General features: G+C 67.9%; 20 protein-coding genes. 14 read left to right on the top strand and 6 right to left on the bottom strand.

The window, feature by feature from the left end; translation table 11 throughout:
* Positions 1–32: 32 nt before the first annotated feature.
* The 4 genes from QQ25_RS22925 (at position 33) to QQ25_RS22910 (ending at position 5758) form a co-directional block, all read left to right on the top strand.
* Positions 33–1865: an ArnT family glycosyltransferase gene (locus QQ25_RS22925; RefSeq protein WP_234711974.1), complete on the top strand. Its 1833-nt coding sequence runs from the start codon at positions 33–35 to the stop codon at positions 1863–1865.
* A 55-nt stretch (positions 1866–1920) separates the two neighbouring features.
* Entirely contained in the window at positions 1921–3207 is a 1287-nt protein-coding gene (locus tag QQ25_RS22920; protein WP_039323484.1) for a bifunctional glycosyltransferase family 2/GtrA family protein, read from the top strand.
* Entirely contained in the window at positions 3204–5135 is a 1932-nt protein-coding gene (locus QQ25_RS22915; RefSeq protein ID WP_039381282.1) for an ArnT family glycosyltransferase, read from the top strand. Before QQ25_RS22920 ends, QQ25_RS22915 begins: the two co-directional genes overlap by 4 nt.
* 131 nt (positions 5136–5266) lie before the next feature.
* Positions 5267–5758, top strand: coding sequence for a beta-class carbonic anhydrase (locus QQ25_RS22910; RefSeq protein ID WP_039323480.1), 492 nt, complete (start codon positions 5267–5269; stop codon positions 5756–5758).
* Between the two features lie 14 nt (positions 5759–5772).
* Here QQ25_RS22910 and QQ25_RS22905 read toward each other — a convergent pair whose 3' ends face one another.
* Positions 5773–6186, bottom strand: coding sequence for a PaaI family thioesterase (locus QQ25_RS22905; RefSeq protein WP_039323477.1), 414 nt, complete (start codon positions 6184–6186; stop codon positions 5773–5775).
* Positions 6187–6305: 119 nt separating this feature from the next.
* Between QQ25_RS22905 and QQ25_RS22900 the strand changes: the two genes are divergently transcribed.
* The 6 genes from QQ25_RS22900 to QQ25_RS22875 all read left to right on the top strand — a co-directional run bounded on the left by QQ25_RS22900 (position 6306) and on the right by QQ25_RS22875 (position 12498).
* Positions 6306–7652, top strand: coding sequence for an MFS transporter (locus QQ25_RS22900; RefSeq protein ID WP_162627875.1), 1347 nt, complete (start codon positions 6306–6308; stop codon positions 7650–7652).
* Positions 7653–7746: 94 nt separating this feature from the next.
* Positions 7747–8685 (top strand): sulfate adenylyltransferase subunit CysD, encoded by a 939-nt coding sequence (gene cysD, locus QQ25_RS22895; protein WP_039381280.1) that lies wholly within the window; start codon positions 7747–7749, stop codon positions 8683–8685.
* A gap of 1 nt (position 8686) precedes the next feature.
* Positions 8687–10531, top strand: a complete 1845-nt coding sequence (cysC, locus tag QQ25_RS22890) for a sulfate adenylyltransferase subunit CysN (protein ID WP_201774261.1) — start codon at positions 8687–8689, stop codon at positions 10529–10531.
* Positions 10528–11271: a 3'(2'),5'-bisphosphate nucleotidase CysQ gene (locus QQ25_RS22885; protein ID WP_039323472.1), complete on the top strand. Its 744-nt coding sequence runs from the start codon at positions 10528–10530 to the stop codon at positions 11269–11271. The genes cysC and QQ25_RS22885 overlap by 4 nt, the downstream gene beginning before the upstream one ends.
* 90 nt (positions 11272–11361) lie before the next feature.
* On the top strand, positions 11362–11958 hold the full coding sequence (locus QQ25_RS22880) for a cysteine hydrolase family protein (protein WP_039381274.1): 597 nt from the start codon (positions 11362–11364) through the stop codon (positions 11956–11958).
* 69 nt (positions 11959–12027) lie between these two features.
* Positions 12028–12498: an Rrf2 family transcriptional regulator gene (locus tag QQ25_RS22875; RefSeq protein WP_039323466.1), complete on the top strand. Its 471-nt coding sequence runs from the start codon at positions 12028–12030 to the stop codon at positions 12496–12498.
* Here QQ25_RS22875 and QQ25_RS22870 read toward each other — a convergent pair.
* On the bottom strand, positions 12467–13120 hold the full coding sequence (locus QQ25_RS22870) for a TetR/AcrR family transcriptional regulator (protein WP_039323463.1): 654 nt from the start codon (positions 13118–13120) through the stop codon (positions 12467–12469). The two genes, QQ25_RS22875 and QQ25_RS22870, sit on opposite strands and share 32 nt — an antisense overlap.
* Before the next feature lie 77 nt (positions 13121–13197).
* On the opposite strand from QQ25_RS22870, the gene QQ25_RS22865 reads away from it, so the two are divergent.
* The gene (locus tag QQ25_RS22865; RefSeq protein ID WP_052236006.1) at positions 13198–14100 is read left to right on the top strand and encodes an alpha/beta hydrolase; all 903 of its coding nucleotides are present in this window, start codon (positions 13198–13200) and stop codon (positions 14098–14100) included.
* Positions 14087–14737, top strand: a complete 651-nt coding sequence (locus QQ25_RS22860; protein WP_039381273.1) for a maleylpyruvate isomerase family mycothiol-dependent enzyme — start codon at positions 14087–14089, stop codon at positions 14735–14737. Before QQ25_RS22865 ends, QQ25_RS22860 begins: the two co-directional genes overlap by 14 nt.
* Here the strand turns inward: QQ25_RS22860 and QQ25_RS22855 are convergent.
* Positions 14715–15098 (bottom strand): VOC family protein, encoded by a 384-nt coding sequence (locus QQ25_RS22855; RefSeq protein ID WP_039323457.1) that lies wholly within the window; start codon positions 15096–15098, stop codon positions 14715–14717. The two genes, QQ25_RS22860 and QQ25_RS22855, sit on opposite strands and share 23 nt — an antisense overlap.
* A gap of 55 nt (positions 15099–15153) precedes the next feature.
* On the opposite strand from QQ25_RS22855, the gene QQ25_RS22850 reads away from it, so the two are divergent.
* Positions 15154–15678 (top strand): GNAT family N-acetyltransferase, encoded by a 525-nt coding sequence (locus QQ25_RS22850; RefSeq protein WP_082017670.1) that lies wholly within the window; start codon positions 15154–15156, stop codon positions 15676–15678.
* Positions 15678–16700 (top strand): nitronate monooxygenase, encoded by a 1023-nt coding sequence (locus tag QQ25_RS22845; RefSeq protein WP_039381269.1) that lies wholly within the window; start codon positions 15678–15680, stop codon positions 16698–16700. The genes QQ25_RS22850 and QQ25_RS22845 overlap by 1 nt, the downstream gene beginning before the upstream one ends.
* On the opposite strand, the gene QQ25_RS22840 is transcribed toward QQ25_RS22845, so the two are convergent.
* Genes QQ25_RS22840 through QQ25_RS22830 form a run of 3 tightly spaced genes read right to left on the bottom strand, consistent with a single transcriptional unit; the run spans position 16697 to position 19568 of the window.
* Positions 16697–17593: a DUF4097 family beta strand repeat-containing protein gene (locus QQ25_RS22840; RefSeq protein ID WP_039381268.1), complete on the bottom strand. Its 897-nt coding sequence runs from the start codon at positions 17591–17593 to the stop codon at positions 16697–16699. The genes QQ25_RS22845 and QQ25_RS22840 overlap by 4 nt on opposite strands.
* A gap of 32 nt (positions 17594–17625) precedes the next feature.
* A complete protein-coding gene (locus QQ25_RS22835) occupies positions 17626–18270 on the bottom strand; it encodes a response regulator transcription factor (RefSeq protein WP_039323445.1) in 645 nt (214 codons plus the stop codon).
* Positions 18258–19568, bottom strand: a complete 1311-nt coding sequence (locus QQ25_RS22830) for a sensor histidine kinase (protein ID WP_039381266.1) — start codon at positions 19566–19568, stop codon at positions 18258–18260. The genes QQ25_RS22835 and QQ25_RS22830 overlap by 13 nt, the downstream gene beginning before the upstream one ends.
* Positions 19569–19607: the final 39 nt, after the last annotated feature.

The following is a 19607-nucleotide window of genomic DNA, read 5'->3' as shown; positions in this document are numbered from 1 at the left end:
TGACCCTTGTTGCCGCGCATCCCGCTGCCGAGGTGCCGGTGGCGACACCCGAGCGGTCGGCGCCTCGCAGCTCGACCTCGACCGCCCAACGCATCGCCCTCGGTCTGCTGCTGTCCGGCACCGCGGTGCTCTATCTGTGGAACCTGTCGATCAGCGGGTGGGCCAACGCCTTCTACTCGGCCGCCGCACAGGCCGGATCGCAGAACTGGACCGCGATGCTGTTCGGCTCAAGCGATGCGGGCAACGCCATCACCGTCGACAAGACACCCGCGGCGTTGTGGATCATCGACATCTCGGTGCGGCTGTTCGGGCTGAATTCGTGGAGTGTTCTGGTGCCGCAGGCGCTCATGGGGGTCGGTGCGGTCGCGCTGCTCTGTGCCGCGGTGCGTCGGGCGGCCGGACCGTGGGCCGGCCTGCTGGCCGGTGCGGTGCTGGCGCTGACGCCGGTGGCGGCGTTGATCTTCCGCTTCAACAATCCCGACGCCCTGTTGGTGTTGCTGCTCGTCGCGGGGGCCTACTGCATTCAGCGCGGAATCGAAAAGGATGCCAGCCGTTGGTGGTTCGTCGCCGCGGGCGTCGCAGTCGGCTTCGGATTCCTGGCCAAGATGTTGCAGGCGTTCCTGGTGCTGCCGGCCTTCGCCGGCGCGGCGCTCATCGCCGGGGACCGTCCGCTTGGACGGCGTGTGCTCGATGTCATTGCCGCCGGCGCGGCGATGGTGCTCAGCGGTGGCTGGTATCTGGTGTTGGTGGAGCTGTGGCCGGCATCGTCGCGGCCTTACATCGGTGGCTCGCAGAACGACAGCATCGTCGAATTGGCTTTGGGTTACAACGGTTTGGGAAGGCTGACCGGTGAGGAGACCGGCGGCCTGGGCAATCTCAACTTCGATGTCGGGCCGGGCCGGTTGCTCGGATCCCAGATGGGCGCAGATATCGCCTGGTTGCTGCCCGCTGCCCTGATCTGTCTGGTGGCAGGCCTGTACCTGACCCGTCGGGCAGCCCGCACGGATCCGACCCGCGCCGCGCTGATCCTGTGGGGCGGTTGGCTGTTGGTGACCGCTGTGGTGTTCAGCTTCATGCACGGCATCGTGCATCCCTATTACACCGTGGCGCTCGCCCCGGCGATTGGCGCGGTGACCGGCATCGGGGCCGTGCTCCTCTGGCGGCACCGCGCCGACATCCGGGCCGCCACCACGATGTCGGGAGCGGCGCTGGTGACCGCGATCCTGGCCGCGGTGCTGCTGAGCCGGCATGACGATCCGTATCCGTGGTTGCGAGCCGCCGTTGCGGTTGGTGGCGTCGGCGCGGCTGTGCTGCTGCTCGCGGTGGGACGGCTGGACCGGCCGCTGGTGCGGGTGACGGCGGTGCTGGCCCTCGCGGCGTGTCTGGCTGGGCCGGCCGCATACTCGATCGCCACCGCGGCGAGCCCGCACACCGGGGCGATCCCGTCCGTGGGCCCCGCGCGCGGAGGCGGTTTCGGCGGATTGTTCGCGGCGCCGGAACCCGGCCCGGCGCTGACCGCGACCCTCGCCGCCGACGCCGGCGACTACCAGTGGGCCGCCGCGGTGGTGGGATCGTCGAACGCCGCGGGATACCAATTGGCCGCTCGCGCACCGGTGATGGCCGTCGGCGGGTTCAACGGCACCGATCCCGCGCCGACGCTTCAGGAATTCCAGCGGCTGGTCGATGACGGTGCGGTCCACTACTTCATCCGATCCCGCATCATGGCGGGCGGATTCGGCGGGCATACCCCGACCGGCAGTCGCGCGGCCACCGAGATAGCGGAATGGGTGCAGGCCCACTACAACCCGATCACCGTCGACGGGGTGACCATCTACGACCTGACTCACCGTGCGTCGAACACATAGCAGGCGCATAGCTTCGCCCAACTCAGATCACACACCGCCGGAGAACGATGAAGTCATGACAACCTTGGTCCAAGACCCCGAGCAGCGGTTCCGATTCGCGTCCCGGCCCAACGCGGCGGTGGCCGCCCGGGCGGCCGGGGTTCCGGTGCTCGACGTCGTCGTGCCGGTGTACAACGAGCAGGGCGCCCTTGCCCATTCGGTGCGGCGGCTGCACCGCTACCTCGAAGAGAACTTCGCTGTGCCGGTGCGCATCACGATCGCCGACAATGCCAGCGTCGACGACACTCCGCGCATCGCTGCCGAATTGGCTTCCGAACTCGACGGTGTGCGGGTGGTGCGATTGGAGGAGAAGGGCCGTGGACGCGCACTGCGGGCGGTGTGGTCGTCCTCGGATGCCCCGGTGTTGGCCTACATGGATGTCGATCTGTCCACCGATCTGGCCGCGCTCGCACCGTTGGTGGCGCCGCTGATCTCGGGTCATTCCGACCTGGCCATCGGCACCCGGCTGGGCCGCGGCTCGCGGGTGATCCGTGGCGTCAAACGTGAGTTCATCTCGCGCTGCTACAACTTGATCCTGAAATCGACGCTGGCGGCGCGGTTCTCGGATGCGCAGTGCGGTTTCAAGGCGATCCGCGCCGACGTCGCGCACCGGCTGCTGCCGCATGTCGCCGATACCGGATGGTTCTTCGATACCGAGCTGCTGGTGCTGGCCGAGCGCAGCGGCCTTCGTATCCACGAGGTTCCGGTGGACTGGGTGGACGATCCGGACAGCCGGGTCGACATCGTGGCCACCGCCACCGCCGACCTCAAGGGCATCGGCCGGTTGCTGCGCGGGTTCGCCAACGGATCGATTCCGGTGCACACCATCGCCGCGCAGCTCGGATCGTCGCGGAAATCGGCGGCTCCCGGGTCATTGCTGCGCCAGGCGGTGCGATTCGGCGCCGTCGGTGTGGTCTCGACTCTGGCCTATCTGTTGTTGTTCATGGCGCTGCGTACCGGTGTCGGGGCGCAGGCGGCCAACCTGATCGCGCTGTTGGTGACCGCGATCGGGAACACCGCCGCCAACCGGCGGTTCACGTTCGGAATCGCGGGGGCGGGCAGCCTCACCCGGCATCACCTTGAGGGCCTGACAGTTTTTGCGATCGCTCTGACCATCACCAGTGGATCGTTGGGGCTCCTGCATGTGGTGGCGCCCGTGCCGCACCGCGGGGTCGAAATCGCGGTGTTGGTGGCCGCCAACCTTGTTGCCACCGTGGTGCGCTTCGTCCTGTTGCGAGGATGGGTGTTCCATCCATCGCGGATGCGGCGCGCCGCCGAGCTGAATCGAGAGACAGGGATATGACGACCATCGTTGACGCGGCACCCGATGCCGGCACAGTGACCGTGGAACCATCGAATGCGGTGACTCCACGTTGGGTTCGGCCGTCGTACTGGGCACTGCTGGCGGGCACCGCGGTGCTGTATTTGTGGGCGCTCGGATCGTCGGGTTGGGCCAACAGCTATTACGCGGCCGCGGCGCAGGCCGGAACGCAGTCCTGGAAGGCCTGGCTGTTCGGGTCGCTCGACGCCGGCAATGCCATCACCGTGGACAAGCCGCCGGCCGCGATGTGGGCAATGGGGCTGTCGGGCAGGGTCTTCGGTTTCAACGAGTTCACCATGCTGCTGCCGCAGGCTCTGATGGGTGTGGGCGCCGTGGCGTTGCTGTATGCCACCGTGCGGCGCACCAGTGGTCCCGCAGCGGCACTGATCGCCGGAGTCGCACTGGCGCTGACGCCGGTGGCGGCCTCGATGTTTCGCTACAACAATCCCGATGCACTCCTGGTGCTGCTGTTGGTGCTGGCGGCCTACTTCATGGTCCGCGCGGTCGGGCCGGTGTCGGGCAGGGCGAGCGCGGGGTGGGTGGCACTGGCGGGATGTGCGCTCGGTTTCGCCTTCCTGACAAAGATGCTGCAGGCGTTCCTCATCGTGCCGGGCCTGGCCTTGATGTTCCTCGTCGCCGCGCCCGCGGCGAGCGTATGGAAACGATTGGGCACCTTGCTGATCGGCGCGGCGGCGATGATCGTCTCGTCGGGTTGGTACATCGCCCTGGTCGCGCTGTGGCCGGCGGATTCCCGGCCGTACATCGCCGGCTCGACCGACAACAGCCTGCTGCAGCTGGCATTCGGCTACAACGGCCTGCAACGCATCCTGGGACAGGAGGGCCGAGGGCCCGGCAGTGGTCCTGGCGCGGGTGGCCCCGGTCCGGGTCATGGACCCGGCGGTGGCGCCAATCTGATGTTCGGCGGTGATCCGGGGATCGGCCGGATGTTCGGCTTGTCGATGGGCACCGAGGCATCGTGGTTGTTGCCCGCGGCGCTGATCGGTCTGGTGGCCGCACTCTGGCTGACCCGGCGGACCACACGAACCGCCGGGCTGCGGGCCGGCCTGCTGATGTGGGGCGGCTGGCTTCTGGTCACCGCCGTGGTGTTCAGCTTCATGGACGGGATCATCCACCCCTACTACACCGTGGCGCTCGCGCCCGCTGTGGCCGCGGTCCTGGGCATCTCTGTCGCCGAATTGTGGCGTGTGCGTGGGCGGCTCGTCTGGCGGCTGGTGCTGGCGGTCATGCTGGCCGGGACGGGCGTGTGGGCCTTCGTCCTGCTCGAACGGACCCCCGACTGGCTGCCTGCGCTGCGCTGGATAGTCCTGATCGGTTCGGTGCTGACCGCGGTGGCCCTGGCGATCGCCGCCCACCGACCGGGCAAGCTGCCCGCGGTGGTGGTCGTGGCCGCCGCGATCTTCGGTTTGGGTGCGACCGCGGCGTACACGGTCGAGACCGTGGCCAAAGTCCACGGCGGTGGGCCGATGGCCACCTCGGGACCCAACCGTGACATGGGCTTCGGTGGCCCGGGCGGGCCCGGTGGGCCGGGCTTCGGGCGGGCCGACGACCCGGCCCTGGCCGAACTCATCGCGGGTGCCGACGGCCGGTGGGCCGCAGCCAGTGTGGGTTCGATGATGGTCAGCGACCTCGAACTCAAGACAGGGGAGTCGCTGATGGCGATCGGCGGCTTCACCGGCAGCGACAACTCGCCGACACTGGCGCAGTTCCAGCGGTATGTCGCCGACGGTCAGGTCCGGTACTTCCTGGACCGGCAAGAGGGCGGGCGCGGCGGGCCTCCGCACGAAGAGCACGGTAGTGCCGCACAGATCACCGACTGGGTGAAGGCGAACTTCACCAAGACCATGGTCGGAAAAACGCCCGTCTACGACCTGTCGGCACCGCGTCGCTGACCACTCCCCGAAACTGCGATGGCCGTCCTGCGCCCCCCGGCAGGACGGCCATCGCTCGTTCGGCGCGGGCCATCGACTCAGCGTGATTCTGCCGCTAGCCGGGCCGCTCACTACGGGGCTAGCGTCAAAGCATGTCTGTCACCGATCAGTACCTGGCCAACAACGAGGTCTATGCCAGGACCTTCACGGGGCCGCTGCCGTTGCCGCCGAGCAAGCATGTCGCGGTGGTGGCCTGCATGGATGCCAGGTTGGACGTCTACCGCATCCTCGGCCTGGGCGACGGTGAGGCTCATGTCATCCGCAACGCCGGCGGCGTCATCACCGACGACGAGATCCGGTCACTGGCCATCAGTCAGCGGCTGTTGGGGACCAAGGAGATCATCTTGATCCACCACACCGACTGCGGCATGTTGACCTTCACCGATGACGGGTTCAAACAGCAGATCCAGGACGACACCGGCATCAAGCCGAACTGGGCGGCTGAGGCATTCGTCGACCTCGAAGAGGATGTGCGTCAGTCATTGCGGCGGATCGAGGCCAGCCCGTTCGTCACCAAGCACGAATCGTTGCGCGGCTTCATCTTCGACGTCTCCACCGGCAAGCTCAACGAAGTGCACACCTGAGTTTCGGTGCGCGCTCAGCCCACCTTGTACGTCGCGATCGCCTTGGCCACCGCTTCGCCGTCGGGCGTGACGACATCGACCTCGCAATTCACCAAGGACCTACCCTGACGCAGCACACGCCCGACGCCGAGCAGGTCGGTCGCCCGGGCCGGTGCCAGATAGTTGATCGTCATCGAGACCGTCACTCCGCGAAGGGAATCCGGAACCTCGGCCTGTGCCCATGCCGCGGCCATCACCGTGACGTCGGCCAACGCCGCGATCGCACCGCCGTGCACCATGTCGGCGATCGTGATGTTCGCGGGATCCCACGGCAGCCGCAGCCGCACCTCGGGGCCGTCCAGGTTCTCGGCGACGATGCCGAGTTTGGTGACGAAAGGAGACTGGGGCAGGAACTGCGCCATGACGGCCGGGCCGGTCTGGACACTCATGGTGGCCAGTGTCCGCCGTCCGCGGTCGGCGCCTCAATTACCTGTGGGGTAACCGCCCCGGTTCGACGGCGCCGGGCGGGGTGATGTCGGTACCCGAAAATCCGGGCTTCCCGCGCGGCATGGCGCTGCTGGTTGCCGGCAGCCTGTTCATGGAGATCCTCGACGCGACGATCATCGTCCCGGCCATCCCGCTGATCGCCGCGTCGTTCGGCGTCGAGCCCATCGACGTCAATGTGGCGATCTCGGCGTACCTGGTCACGGTGGCGGTGCTGATCCCGGCCAGCGGTTGGCTGGCCGACCGGTTCGGCACCCGCCGGGTGTTCATCGGGGCCATCGCTGTGTTCACGCTGGCCTCGGTCGGCTGCGCGGTGAGTGTGTCGCTGCCGCAACTGGTGCTGATGCGCGTCCTGCAGGGGATCGGCGGCGCCATGATGGTGCCGGTCGGCCGGTTGGCGGTGCTGCGCCGGAGCAGCAAGTCCGACCTGGTGCGCGCAATCGCCCTGTTGACCTGGCCGGCGCTGACCGCACCGGTGCTGGCCCCGGTGCTCGGTGGGGCGATCGCGACGCTGGGCAGCTGGCGATGGATCTTCGCGGTCAACATTCCGATCGGCGTGATCGGCGTTGCCCTCGCGCTCAAGCTGGTCCGCGGTGAACCGGCGGCCGGCTCCCGATCCCTGGATTGGCCGGGTCTGCTGGCACTCACCTCGGGGATTGCGGCGGCGCTCATCGCCTTGGAGAACATCCGGGTTTCGGGGACCGACTGGGGGCTGGTGGCTGGGTGTGGCGCCGCGGCGGTCCTGCTGCTCGCCGTCGCGGTATGCCGGCTGCTCACCGCGGCCACCCCGCTGGTGCAGCTGCGGGTGCTGAAGGTGCACACCCTGCGGATCACGGTGCTGGCCGGGTCGCTGTACCGCCTGGTGATCACCGCGGTGCCGTTTCTGCTGCCGCTGCAGTTTCAGCTGGAGTTCGGCTGGACGCCGCTGGCGGCAGGCGTCATGGTGGCCGCGTTGTTCGCCGGGAACCTCACCATCAAGCCGATCACCACTCCGTTGATGCGCCGATTCGGCATCCGCACCGTGCTCCTGGTCAACGGACTGGCCTCGGTGGCGTGCTTCGGCCTGCTGGCGGCATTGCGGCCGGGTCTGCCGGTGGTCTTGATGGCCGTCGTCCTCTATCTCAGCGGGGCGCTGCGCTCGATCGGCTTCACCGCGTACAACAGCCTGGCGTTCTCGGATGTCGAGGGGGAGGCGCTGACGCATGCCAACACACTCAACGCCTCGGTGCAGGAGCTGGCGGCCGGCCTCGGGGTCGCGGTGGCGGCGTTGTTACTGAGCCAGCTGGCGCATTCTGGTTCGGGGTATGCGCTGACCTACCTGGTCCTGGGCGGCTTGCTGGCGCTGACCCTGGTGGCGACCATGCGATTGCCGCGGCGGGCCGGTGCCCACGTCAGCGGGCACCGGGTTTGACGGTCGGGCGCCATTGACACCACGGCGCCACGGCGGCTAGATTCCTGGCCATGCTTGCAATTCTGGCCATTCCTACCAACTTAATGGGGAAGTGATGACCGCCGCACAGAAATCTGATCAGCAGTCCGGGCGCGCCGGGCGCTACGAGCTGAGCCACCTGCGGTCGCTGGAGGCCGAGGCCATCCACATCATCCGTGAGGTCGCCGCGGAGTTCGAGCGGCCCGTGCTGCTGTTCTCCGGCGGTAAGGATTCGATCGTGATGCTGCACCTGGCCGTCAAGGCGTTCGCGCCCGGCCGGCTGCCGTTCCCGGTGATGCATGTCGACACCGGGCACAACTTCGACGAGGTGTACGAGACGCGCGACGAACTCGTCGAGCACTACGGCGCAGGGCTGGTGGTCGCCAAGGTGCAGGACGACATCGATGCGGGCCGCGTGGTGGAGACCATCCCGTCGCGTAACCCGATCCAGACCGTGACACTGCTGCGCGGGATCCGGGAGAACAAGTTCGACGCCGCCTTCGGCGGTGCCCGGCGCGATGAGGAGAAGGCCCGCGCCAAGGAGCGCGTGTTCTCCTTCCGCGACGAGTTCGGCCAGTGGGACCCCAAGGCGCAGCGCCCCGAGCTGTGGAACCTGTACAACGGCCGCCACCACAAGGGCGAGCACATCCGGGCGTTCCCGATCTCCAACTGGACCGAGTTCGACATCTGGTCCTACATCGGTGCGGAGAAGATCAAGCTGCCGTCCATCTATTACTCTCACCGCCGCAAGGTGTTCGAGCGTGACGGCATGCTGCTCGCGGTCCACAAATACATGCAGCCGCGCAAGGAGGAGCCGGTCATCGAGAAGTCGGTGCGCTTCCGCACCGTCGGCGACGTCACCTGCACCGGCTGTGTCGAGTCAACGGCCGCAACGGTTTCCGAGGTGATCGCCGAAACCGCGGTGTCCAGGCTCACCGAGCGCGGCGCCACCCGCGCCGATGACCGCATTTCGGAAGCCGGTATGGAAGATCGCAAGCGCGAGGGGTATTTCTGACATGGCAACGCTGCTTCGCATCGCCACCGCGGGATCCGTCGACGATGGCAAGTCCACGCTGATCGGCCGCCTGCTGTACGACTCCAAGGCTGTCATGGAGGACCAGCTGGCCGCGGTCGAGCGGACCTCCAAGGAGCGCGGTAACGACTACACCGACCTGGCACTGGTCACCGACGGTCTGCGGGCCGAGCGGGAACAGGGCATCACCATCGATGTCGCCTACCGCTACTTCGCCACGGCCAAGCGGAAATTCATCATCGCCGATACGCCCGGGCACATCCAGTACACCCGCAACATGGTGACCGGGACGTCCACCGCACAGCTGGCCATCGTGCTGGTCGATGCGCGCCACGGCCTGCTCGAGCAGTCGCGTCGGCACGCGTTCCTGGCCTCGCTGCTGGGCATCCAGCACATCGTGCTGGCCGTGAACAAGATGGACCTGATCGATTGGGATCGGGCGCGGTTCGAGGCGATCCGCGACGAGTTCCACGCGTTCGCAGCGCGTTTGGACGTTCACGACGTGACCACGATCCCGCTGTCGGCGCTGCAGGGCGACAATGTCGTCACCAAATCGGATGTCACGCCCTGGTACGAGGGCCCGGCCCTGCTGAGCCACCTCGAAGACGTCTACATCGCCGGTGACCGCAACCTGGTCGACGTGCGCTTCCCGGTGCAGTATGTGATCCGCCCGCAGACCCACGAGCACGCAGACCACCGTAGCTACGCCGGGACCGTCGCCAGCGGTGTGCTGCGTCCGGGTGACGACGTGATCGTGCTGCCGGCCGGAAAGCCCAGCCGGATCACCGAGATCGCCGGGCCCAGTGGGCCGGTCGAAGAGGCGTTCCCGCCGATGGCGGTGTCGATCAGCCTGTCCGACGATATCGACATCTCGCGTGGCGACATGTTCGCCCGGCCCAACAACCAGCCCCGTGTCACTCAGGAATTCGACGCCACGGTGTGCTGGATGGCCGACGAGGCATCGCTGGAGCCCGGCCGTGAATACCTGGTCAAGCACACGACCCGCACCACCAGGGCCAAGGTCACCGGCCTGGATTACCGCCTCGACGTCAACACCCTGCACCGGGACAAGTCCGCGACCGCGCTCAAACTCAATGAGCTGGGCCGTATCTCGCTACGTACCCAGGCTCCGCTGCTGCTCGACGAGTACAGCCGCAATGCCTCCACCGGATCGTTCATCCTGATCGATCCCAACACCAACGGCACCGTGGGCGCCGGAATGGTGTTGCGCGACACCCGGCACGAAACCGCGAGCCCCAATGCGGTGCGGCACGATTCGCTGGTCACCCCGCAGGATCGGCTCAGCCGTGGGCGCACCGTCTGGTTCACCGGCCTGTCCGGCTCGGGCAAGTCCTCGGTGGCGATGCTGGTCGAGCAGAAGCTGCTCGAAAAGGGGGTGTCCGCGTACGTTCTGGACGGCGACAACCTGCGCCATGGGCTCAATGCCGACCTCGGCTTCTCGATGGCCGACCGGGCGGAGAACCTGCGCCGGCTGGCCCACGTGGCCGCGCTGCTGGCCGACTCCGGCCAGATCGTGCTGGTGCCCGCCATCAGCCCGCTCGAGGAGCATCGGGAGCTGGCCCGCAAGGTGGCCAACGAAAGCGGCGTCGACTTCTACGAGGTGTTCTGTGACACCCCGCTGGAGGACTGCGAACGCCGCGATCCCAAGGGCCTTTACGCCAAGGCCCGTGCCGGTGAGATCACCCACTTCACCGGCATCGACAGCCCGTACCAGCGGCCGAAGAACCCGGATCTGCGTCTCACGCCGGATCACAGCACCGCAGAACTGGCCGACATGGTGATCGAGCTGTTGGAATTACCGACGTGAACGATCACGAATTGGCTGCCCGGCTGGCCACCAGGGCCGGGGATCTACTGCTCGACGTCCGCGCCGACTTCGCCGACGCCTCGGCTGCCGAGCGAAAGGCAGCCGGGGACAAGCAGTCCCACGACTTCCTGATGGCCGAGCTGGCCTCGCTGCGTCCCGGTGACTCGGTGCTGTCGGAGGAGGCGACGGCCGATCAGCGGGCCGACCCGGCACGGCTGAGCGCCGAGCGGGTCTGGATCGTCGACCCGCTCGACGGCACCCGGGAGTTCTCCGAACTCGGGCGCGACGACTGGGCGGTGCACGTGGCCCTGTGGAGTGCCGGCGAACTCGTCGCCGGTGCGGTCGCGTTGCCCGCCCAGAACACCACCCTGTCCACTCCCGAGGTGGCCGCGCCGCGTCCCTTCGACGGACCGCCGCGGGTCGTGGTGTCGCGGACTCGTCCGCCCGCCGTCGCGCTGGCGGTGCGGGAGGCGCTCGGTGGAACCCTGGTGGAAATGGGTTCGGCCGGCGCCAAAGTCGCCGCGGTGATCCGCGGGGTGGCCGATGTGTACGTGCATGCGGGCGGTCAGTACGAGTGGGATTCGGCCGCGCCCGTCGCGGTGGCCCGCGCGGCCGGCCTGTACACCTCGCGCATCGACGGCTCGCCGCTGGTCTACAACTCGGCCGACCCCACGCTGCCCGATCTGATCGTGTGCCGGCCGGAACTCGCCGAGCGGGTGCTGGCCGTCACCGCGGGATAGCCATCCGCGAAATCGACGCCATGGCTGCTGCCGCGCACCGATAGCCGCCATAGCGTCGATTTCGAGGTGCTCGCCCACTACGCTGACCCGATGAGCCGCCCCACGCTACGCGAACTGACCAGTCTGCCCGCCGCACCGGCGCGCCTCGCCGATTCCACCCTGGTCCTGATCGACTGTCAGAACACCTACACGCAGGGAATCATGGAGCTCGACGGGGTGCAGGCCGCGCTCGAACAGACGGCGGAATTGCTCGAGCGCGCCCGCACCGCGGGTATCCCGATCATCCATATCCAGCACTCCGACGGTCCGGGTTCGCTGTACGACATCGAGGGTGAGAGCGGTGCGATCGTCGCGTCGGTGGCTCCGCGCGCGGGAGAAGCCGTGGTGGTCAAGCAGTTTCCCAATTCGTTCGTGCAGACCGACCTCGACGATCGGCTGAAGGGCCTGGACGCCTCGAATTTGGTGCTGGCCGGATTCATGACCCACATGTGCGTCAACTCCACCGCGCGCGGCGCCTTCAACCTCGGATATGCCCCGACCGTGGTGGCTGCCGCCACCGCCACCCGCACCCTGGCCGGCCCCGACAGCGCGCCCGTGCCCGCCGCGGTCATGCAGTCGGCCAGCCTGGCTGCGATGTCGGACTTGTTCGCCATCGTCGTCCCGGACGCCGCAGGTATCCCGGATTAGGCACGACGACGTGGCAGTACTCCGCTTGCCGCATCGGTCGGCGATGACTGAACTGGCACAATCCTGAGCATGCGAATGTCGGCGAAGGCGGAGTATGCCGTCCGCGCCATGGTTCAGCTCGCGACGGTCGATGACGGTGAGCTGGTCAAGACCGATGACCTGGCCAAGGCGCAGGGCATTCCGGCGCAGTTCCTCGTCGACATCCTCACCGTGCTGCGTACCGATCGGCTGGTCCGTAGCCATCGAGGTCGCGACGGCGGTTACGAGCTGGCCCGCCCGGCCGGTGAGATCAGCATCGCCGACGTGCTGCGCTGCATCGACGGACCGCTGGCGAGCGTACGTGACATCGGCCTGGGGGATCTGCCGTACTCCGGCCCCACGGCCGCACTGACCGACGTGTGGCGTGCGCTGCGGGCCAGCATGCGTTCGGTGCTGGAGGAGACCAGCCTGGCCGATGTGGCGGCCGGCTCGCTGCCCGGCCACGTGGCGAAGCTGGCGGGTAACTACCTCAATCAGGAAGAGCAGCGCGGGCACGGGTAGCGGCGCCGGCGCGCATCGCGATGCCGTCGATCAGCATCCGCAGCCCGCCGTCGAAGTCCTCGGTGACCGGTGTCCGCGCGGCCACCTGAGACAGCGTCTCGATGTGCGGATACTCGTCCGCGGCCACCGATCCGATCCGATTCGCCGCCTCGGGTGCGCCACCTGTCAGCGGGCCCGCGAGTTGGGCCTGAGCTGATCCGGTAACCAGTCCCAGCACCGCGTGGAAAGCCGAGAGCCGGTCGCCGTCGGACAGTCCGGCGCGGCCGAGCGCGGCCACCAGTGCGTCGGCGATGGCGAAGCCGGTGGCCGAGGACATTCGGCGGGTCAGCACCAACGGGATCGCTGCCGGGTGCGCCCGCACTCCACGCCACATGGCGGTCGCCATCGCGTGCACGTCGTCCTGCCAATCGCCGGTGGGCGCGGGCACGGTGATCTCGGCGACCACCGCGGCGACCACCAGTTCCTCCAGGGCCTCCTTGTCGGCGACGTAGTTGTACATCGTCATCGGACCGGTGCCCAAAGCGGTGGCCAGCGCCCGCATGCTCAACGCGGCCGGCCCGGACCGGTCGACGATTCCCAATGCCGCTGAGGCGATTTCATCGACGGTGAAACGTGCGCGCATGCCCGACTCCTTGACAAGTACGTCGTACGTATTGCAGTGTATCGAATACGTACATCGTACTTATATTGGAGGTCCGAATGCAGGTCGCCATACCCACCACCCGCGTCGGCTTCGTGTCCGGCACCGAGGAATGCGCAGCCTGGCTGACGCTTCCGACGACACCCGGTCCGCACCCGGCCGTGGTGTTGGCCCATGGGCTCGGTGCGACGCACGACATGATGCTGGCGCAGTACGAGCAGCATTTCGCGACCGCGGGCATCGCCACGCTGGCGTTCGACTACCGCCACACCGGAGAATCGGAAGGCCTTCCGCGGCAACATATCTCCATTGCCAAGCAATGCCAGGACGTCCACGCTGCGCTTGACTACCTGAGCGGGCACACCGATGTCGACGCCGCCCGCCTGGGATTGTGGGGTACCAGCCTGGGTGGGATGAACGTAGTGCGCGTGGCTGCCGAACGCACCGATGTCGCGGCCGCAGTCGTACAGTGCCCGATCGTGCACGGGCCCGGTGCGGCACGCGGTTCGGGTCTGCTCGGTTCATTGCGGCTGACGCCGGCCATCGTCGAGGACGGGGTGCGCATGCTGTTGCGCCGGGACCGCCGATACGTGCCGATCGTCGGCCCGCCCGGCGGATACGCCATGGTCAGCGCGCCCGGGGCCGAGGCCGGGTGGAACTCGACCGTGCCGCCGGGCGCCGGCTTCGACAACCGGATCGCCGCGCTCGACGCCGTGCGCATGGTGGCCACCTCGGCGCTGCGGCATGCGCGCCGAGTGCACGCCCCGCTGCTGGTCTGCGTGTGCGACCGGGAGAACCTGATGGATCCGCGCTGTGCCGAGCGCGTGGCCGAGCGTGCACCCAATGGCGTCGCCCGGCACTACGATTCCGACCACTTCGCGATCTATCACCCACCCCTGGTGAGCCGGGTCCTGGCCGATCAGACCGTCTTCCTCGCGGAGCATCTCGATGTCGGCGCGTGACCTGTTGCGGGCCAACGACACCCGGTTCGCCGAGGTCGCCGCGACGCTCAGTGAGGACGAGTGGGCCTCACCGAGCCTGTGTGCGCAGTGGACGAACCATGAGGTGCTGGCGCACCTCGTCGTCGGCTACAGCTGTGGTTTCGGGGCGTTCACCGCGGAGATGCTCCGCAGGCGTGGTTTCGACCCGGCCAACACCGCGCTGGCGCAGAGCTGTGCCGCGGGCCGCAGTCCCGACGACCTGTTGGACGACTTCGCCACGTTGACCGACCAGCCGTCCGGCCTCGGCCGGTACTTCCCGCGCCGGTTGCTCGTCGGCGATCACGTCACCCATGAACTCGACATCCTGTGTGCCCTGGGCCGGGACCCTCAGATACCCGCCGACGTGCTGATCGCGGTGCTCAATACCCAGGTGGCCATACCGAACCCGTTCGTGCCGGCGTATCACAACAGTCGTGGACTGAGGCTGGTGGCGACCGATGTGGACTGGGCACACGGCGAGCACGGCCCGCGCGTCGAGGGCCGCGCGGCCGAGCTGGTATCGGTCTTGGGCAACCGGGCGAAGATGTTGCCGCGTCTGCACGGTGAGGGCGTCGCACGGCTCGCGGCGCGGGTGCTCAGCCGCCGTACGGTCGGGTGATGATCTCCAGGTAGTGACCCGACGGGTCCTGGAAGTACACCCCACGGCCGCCGTCGTTGTGGTTGATCTCGCCTGGGTGCTGACCGTGGGGATCGGCCCAGTGCTGCATGCCGCGGTCGCGGATCTTGCCGTAGATCGCGTCGAACTCGTCCTCGGAGACCAGGAATGCGTAATGCTGTGGCCGGATTTCGTCGTCGGCACCGGCCTGGGCGTAGTCGAGGCTGACGCCGTGATTGAGTGTCACGGCCAGAAACGGCCCGAACTCCTGCGGGCCGGGCAGGCCGAACAACTCGGTGAAGAACTCGGCCGAGACGCGCCGATCTCTGGCGGCGACGATGGTGTGATTGAAGGTGATTGCCATTCAGTCCAGTAAACCGCTGGACCCGGGGCACCGGCAACGGTGCAGGATGGGAGCCATGCCCAAAACCCAGATTCTGGCCGGGCCACAGGTGCGGCTGCGGCCACCGGTCGTCGAGGACGCCGAGGCGCTGTACACCCGCGTCGCCTCCGATCCCGAGGTGACGCGTTACCTGTCCTGGCGCCCGCACTCGGGAGTGACCGAAACGCGCCGTGTCATCACCACGTTGTTCAACGTCGGGGACGAGCAGACCTGGCTGATCGAGGTAGACGGCGAAGTGGCCGGGGTGTGCGGCCGTCGCCGCCCGCAGCCGTATGCGGTGGAACTGGGTTACTGCCTGGCGCGACGGTGGTGGGGCAGGGGCCTGATGTCGGAGGCGGTGTCGTTGATGCTGACCGACCTGCGGCCCGATCCCACGGTGTACCGGGTCACGGCGTACTGCCATGTCGACAACGCCGGGTCGGCCGCGGTGCTCCGACGGTGCGGTCTGCCACTTGAGGGAAGGCTGGCGCGGTATGCGTTGTTCCCCAATATCAGCGATGAACCGCAGGACGTGCTGCTGTTCGGAAAGGCGGTGCGGTGATGGGTACATTCGACATTCGCGGGTTGCGACGTCCGGTGATCGTCGCACCGATGGCGGGCGGTCCGTCGACCCCGGAACTCGCCGCGGCCGGCAGCAATGCCGGCGGGCTCGGGTTCCTGGCCGCCGGCTATCTGACCGCCGATGTGCTCGCTGAAAAGATCACTGCCGCACGCGGTTTGTCCACCGAAGCGCTCGGCGTGAATCTGTTCGCGGTTCAGCCCAGTGCGGGTACGCCCGAACAGATCCGGGCCTACGCCGTCGAATTGGCCGGTGAAGCCCAGCGCTACGGCGTGGCGCTCGGTGAGCCGCGCTACGACGACGACGCGTGGGACGCCAAGCTGGAAGTGGTGCTCGACCTGCATCCGGAGGTGGTGTCGTTCACCTTCGGATTGCCGAGCGAACAGGAGATCGCCCGGCTGCGCGGTGCGGGTATCACGACCGTCGGGACGGTGACGACGCTGCACGAGGCACGGCTGGCGGTGGCCCGCGGTGTCGATGCGCTTGCTGTTCAGGGGCCCGGAGCGGGCGGGCACCGGGGCACGTTCGACCCGGGCGCCGCGCCGGCATCCCAACCGCTGGACCAGTTGCTGGCCGAGGTGCTCGACACGGTTGACGTCCCGGTCGCCGCGGCGGGCGGGCTGGTCAACGCCGACGACGTGGCCGGTGTGCTGGCCTCCGGCGCGGTGGCGGCCCAACTGGGTACGGCGTTCCTGCTGGCCGGCGAAGCCGGCAGCAGTCCGGTGCACCGCGCCGCACTGCAGAGTCCCGAGTTCACCGAAACCGTTGTCACCCGGGCATTTTCCGGCCGCTATGCCCGCGGGCTGCGCAACCGCTTCATCGTCGAGCACGATGCGCAGGCTCCACTGGGATATCCCGAGATCCATTACCTGACCAGCCCGGTGCGCAAGGCCTCGGTGGCCGCAGGCGATCCCCAGGCCACCAACGTGTGGGCCGGTACCGGATGGCGTCAGGCCGGCGCGGGTTCGGTGGCCGAGATCATCGACCGCGTCGCCCCGGCCTAACGGCGCCCGAGGCCCGCGCCTTCGACGACACGGTCCACCACGACATCACCGTCGTCAGAGCGGACGGTGATCTGCGCGACCGCGATATCAGGCACTGCCGTCTCGGGCACCCGCACATCGGTCGACGATCCGGACTGGGCATGGACCAGATACGGCCCCCGCCCGGGCAATCCGATCACCACATCGCCGTTGCGGCTCACCGCTTCGACCCGGCGCGGCGCGGCGTCGCGGAAGTCGACGGTGATGTCGCCGTCCGACGTGGTGGCGTTGAACTCTTCGCTGACCGCGACCGGGTCGCGCGAGACGATCTCGCCGTCGACGGTGTGGGCCTCGACGCGGCGGGCAGCGCCGCGCAAGATGATCGAGCCGTCGTCGACCCGCGCGATCAATTGATCCACGTCGGCCTGTGCGATCACCGTGCCGATCTCCTGCTCGGTACGCACCGTGAGGCGCCGGGCCTGCTCCGGCGGGACCGCGATGGTGATCTCACCGCCGCGCGCCCATTCCAGCACCGGCGAGGGATTGCCGGCGATGGCGATCCGGGTCTCGCTGCCTTCAGTGGTGACCTGCAGCCGGTGCGCGCCGCTGTGAGAGGTGTTCACCAGACGCAGATCCGCTACGGCATCCCGAGTTTCGCGGTCCGCGGTGATGCGGATCTCGACGGGTATGCGTGCCGTGTCGATCACCAGCGATCGCATGGTCGCCGGTAGCCCCTGGCGATCGGTGACGACTCGGACGTTGCTCACCGCCCAGGCCGCCGCACCGAGGGCGGCCACGGTGCCGGCCACCAGCAGTGTCGCCGCGGCGATCAGGACGAGGCGGAATGTGGTGCGGCCGCCGGGGTTCAACTGGGGCGGGGGGTTGACCGGCGGTGGAGCGGCGACGGTGGTCATGATGAAAGTCCTTCCCGGTAGGGATGTTCGGTCTAGGTCTCGAGGTACCGCAACACCGCCAGCACGCGGCGGTTCTCGCTCTCGTCGGGAGCGAGGTCGAATTTCGTGAAGATCGAGGCGATGTGCTTCTCGGCCGAGCCGACCGAGATGTGAAGTGCGGCAGCGATGGCCGAGTTGGTCCTGCCCTCCGCCATCAACTGCAGCACGTCGCGTTCACGCGGGGTCAGCTGGTCCAGGGCACTGTGGCGGGCGGTGCGCAGCAGGATCTGTGACACCACCTCGGGATCGAGCACCGTGCCCCCGCCGCCCACCACCTCGACAGCGTCGAGAAATGCGGGCACGTCGGCCACTCTGTCTTTCAGAAGGTAACCGAATCCTCTTGTGTCCGAGGCGATCAGATCGGCCGCATAACGCTCTTCGACGTAGTGGGACAGCACCAGCACCGGCGACTCGGGGTTCTGACTGCGCAGCAGTGCCGCCGCTCGGATGCCCTCGTCGGTGAAGGTCGGGGGCATCCGGACGTCGAGGATGGCCAGATCGGGATGATGCTCGTTGACCAGGCGCAGCAGGTTGGTGGCATCGGGGACCCCGGCGACGACCTGGTGCCCGGCGTCGGCCAGGATCCGTTCGATGCCTGCCCGCAGCAGCGCCGAGTCCTCGGCGATCACGATCCGCATGGCAGCACCGCCGTGACGATCGTCGGGCCGGTGGCGGGGCTGGACACCCCGAAAGTTCCGCCTGCGGCGCGAACCCGCTCGTCCAGCCCACGTAGGCCCGTGGCATTTTCGCCGGCATCGATCACCGCGCCACCCTGACCGTCGTCGAAGACCGAGACGTAAAGCACGTTGGCGGTTTCATCCAACCGAACGGTCACGACTGCCTGCGAGGCGTTGGCGTGCTTGGCAATGTTGGTCAACGCCTCGGCGACCACGAAGTACGCCACCGACTCCACTTCGTCGGGCAGTCTGCGCGGAAGCTCGATGTGCAACGTAGTCGGTACGCCGGAATTCTCGGCGCGTTGCACCACTGACGACAACGCAGCGTCAAGACCGCGATCCGACAAGATGGTCGGGGCGATACCGCGCACCACGTTGCGCAGCTCCACCAGTGCGCTCTTGGCGTCATCGTGCGCCTCGGCGATCAGCGCCTTGGCGGCGGGCGGATCCGAATCCAGCTTGGTCTGGGCCAGGCCGATCGTCATCGCGAGCGACACCAGCCGGGGCTGCACGCTGTCGTGCAGATCGCGTTCGATGCGGTGACGTTCGGTCTGCGCGGAGGACACCGCACCCTGCCGGGCATCGGCGAGCGCACTGACCTGATACTCCAGGGCGGCGGTGGGCGAGGGGGACAAGAGCCATCGGTCGATCGAGGCATCCATGGCCGGGGCCAGGATCAGGATGGCTGCCGCGGCGATGACCGCGACGATCGCCAGCAGCCAGGCGATCGGCGGCGAGAGGAAGATCAGACCGGCGTCGTTGTCGCTCTGCCGGATGGCGACGGCTGCGGCCGGACCCAGGAACGCGAAGGCCAGCAACCCGAACGCGAGGCCGGTGGCAACCATGTCGTAGGTCATCCGCAGGTAGTGATGGCAGAAGCCTTTCCAGAACCGGGTGCTGCTGATGTCCAGCCACAGCTGGTGCGCCCAACCCTGGAACCCCGTGTGAGGCGACAGCCGCCGTGGCGGGACACCGATGCCGAGGCCGAAGACCGCCTCACTGCGCGCCCGCTCCACCCATTCGACACCGCGCATCAGGTAGATGAACACCACCCCGGCGAGCAGGAATCCGATCACCGAAGGTATAGAGGAGAACCCGATGACCATGATGGACAACGGAATCCAGAACCAGACCAAGGCCAGCGCGGCGCCGGTGATCATCGACGCGGTCGGCACCAGGCCGATGCTGGGTGATCTCGACGTGGATTCAGAAGCCGGCTCGGCGGGTGCGGGCAGGGCGGTTTCGCTCATTGCGACCATGCCTTCAACCTACGAAGTCGCGCGGCCCGGCGACACAGC

Source organism: Mycolicibacterium setense, from assembly GCF_000805385.1.
Taxonomy (GTDB): Bacteria; Actinomycetota; Actinomycetes; order Mycobacteriales; family Mycobacteriaceae; genus Mycobacterium; species Mycobacterium setense.
This window is presented reverse-complemented; position numbering and strand designations above follow the sequence as displayed.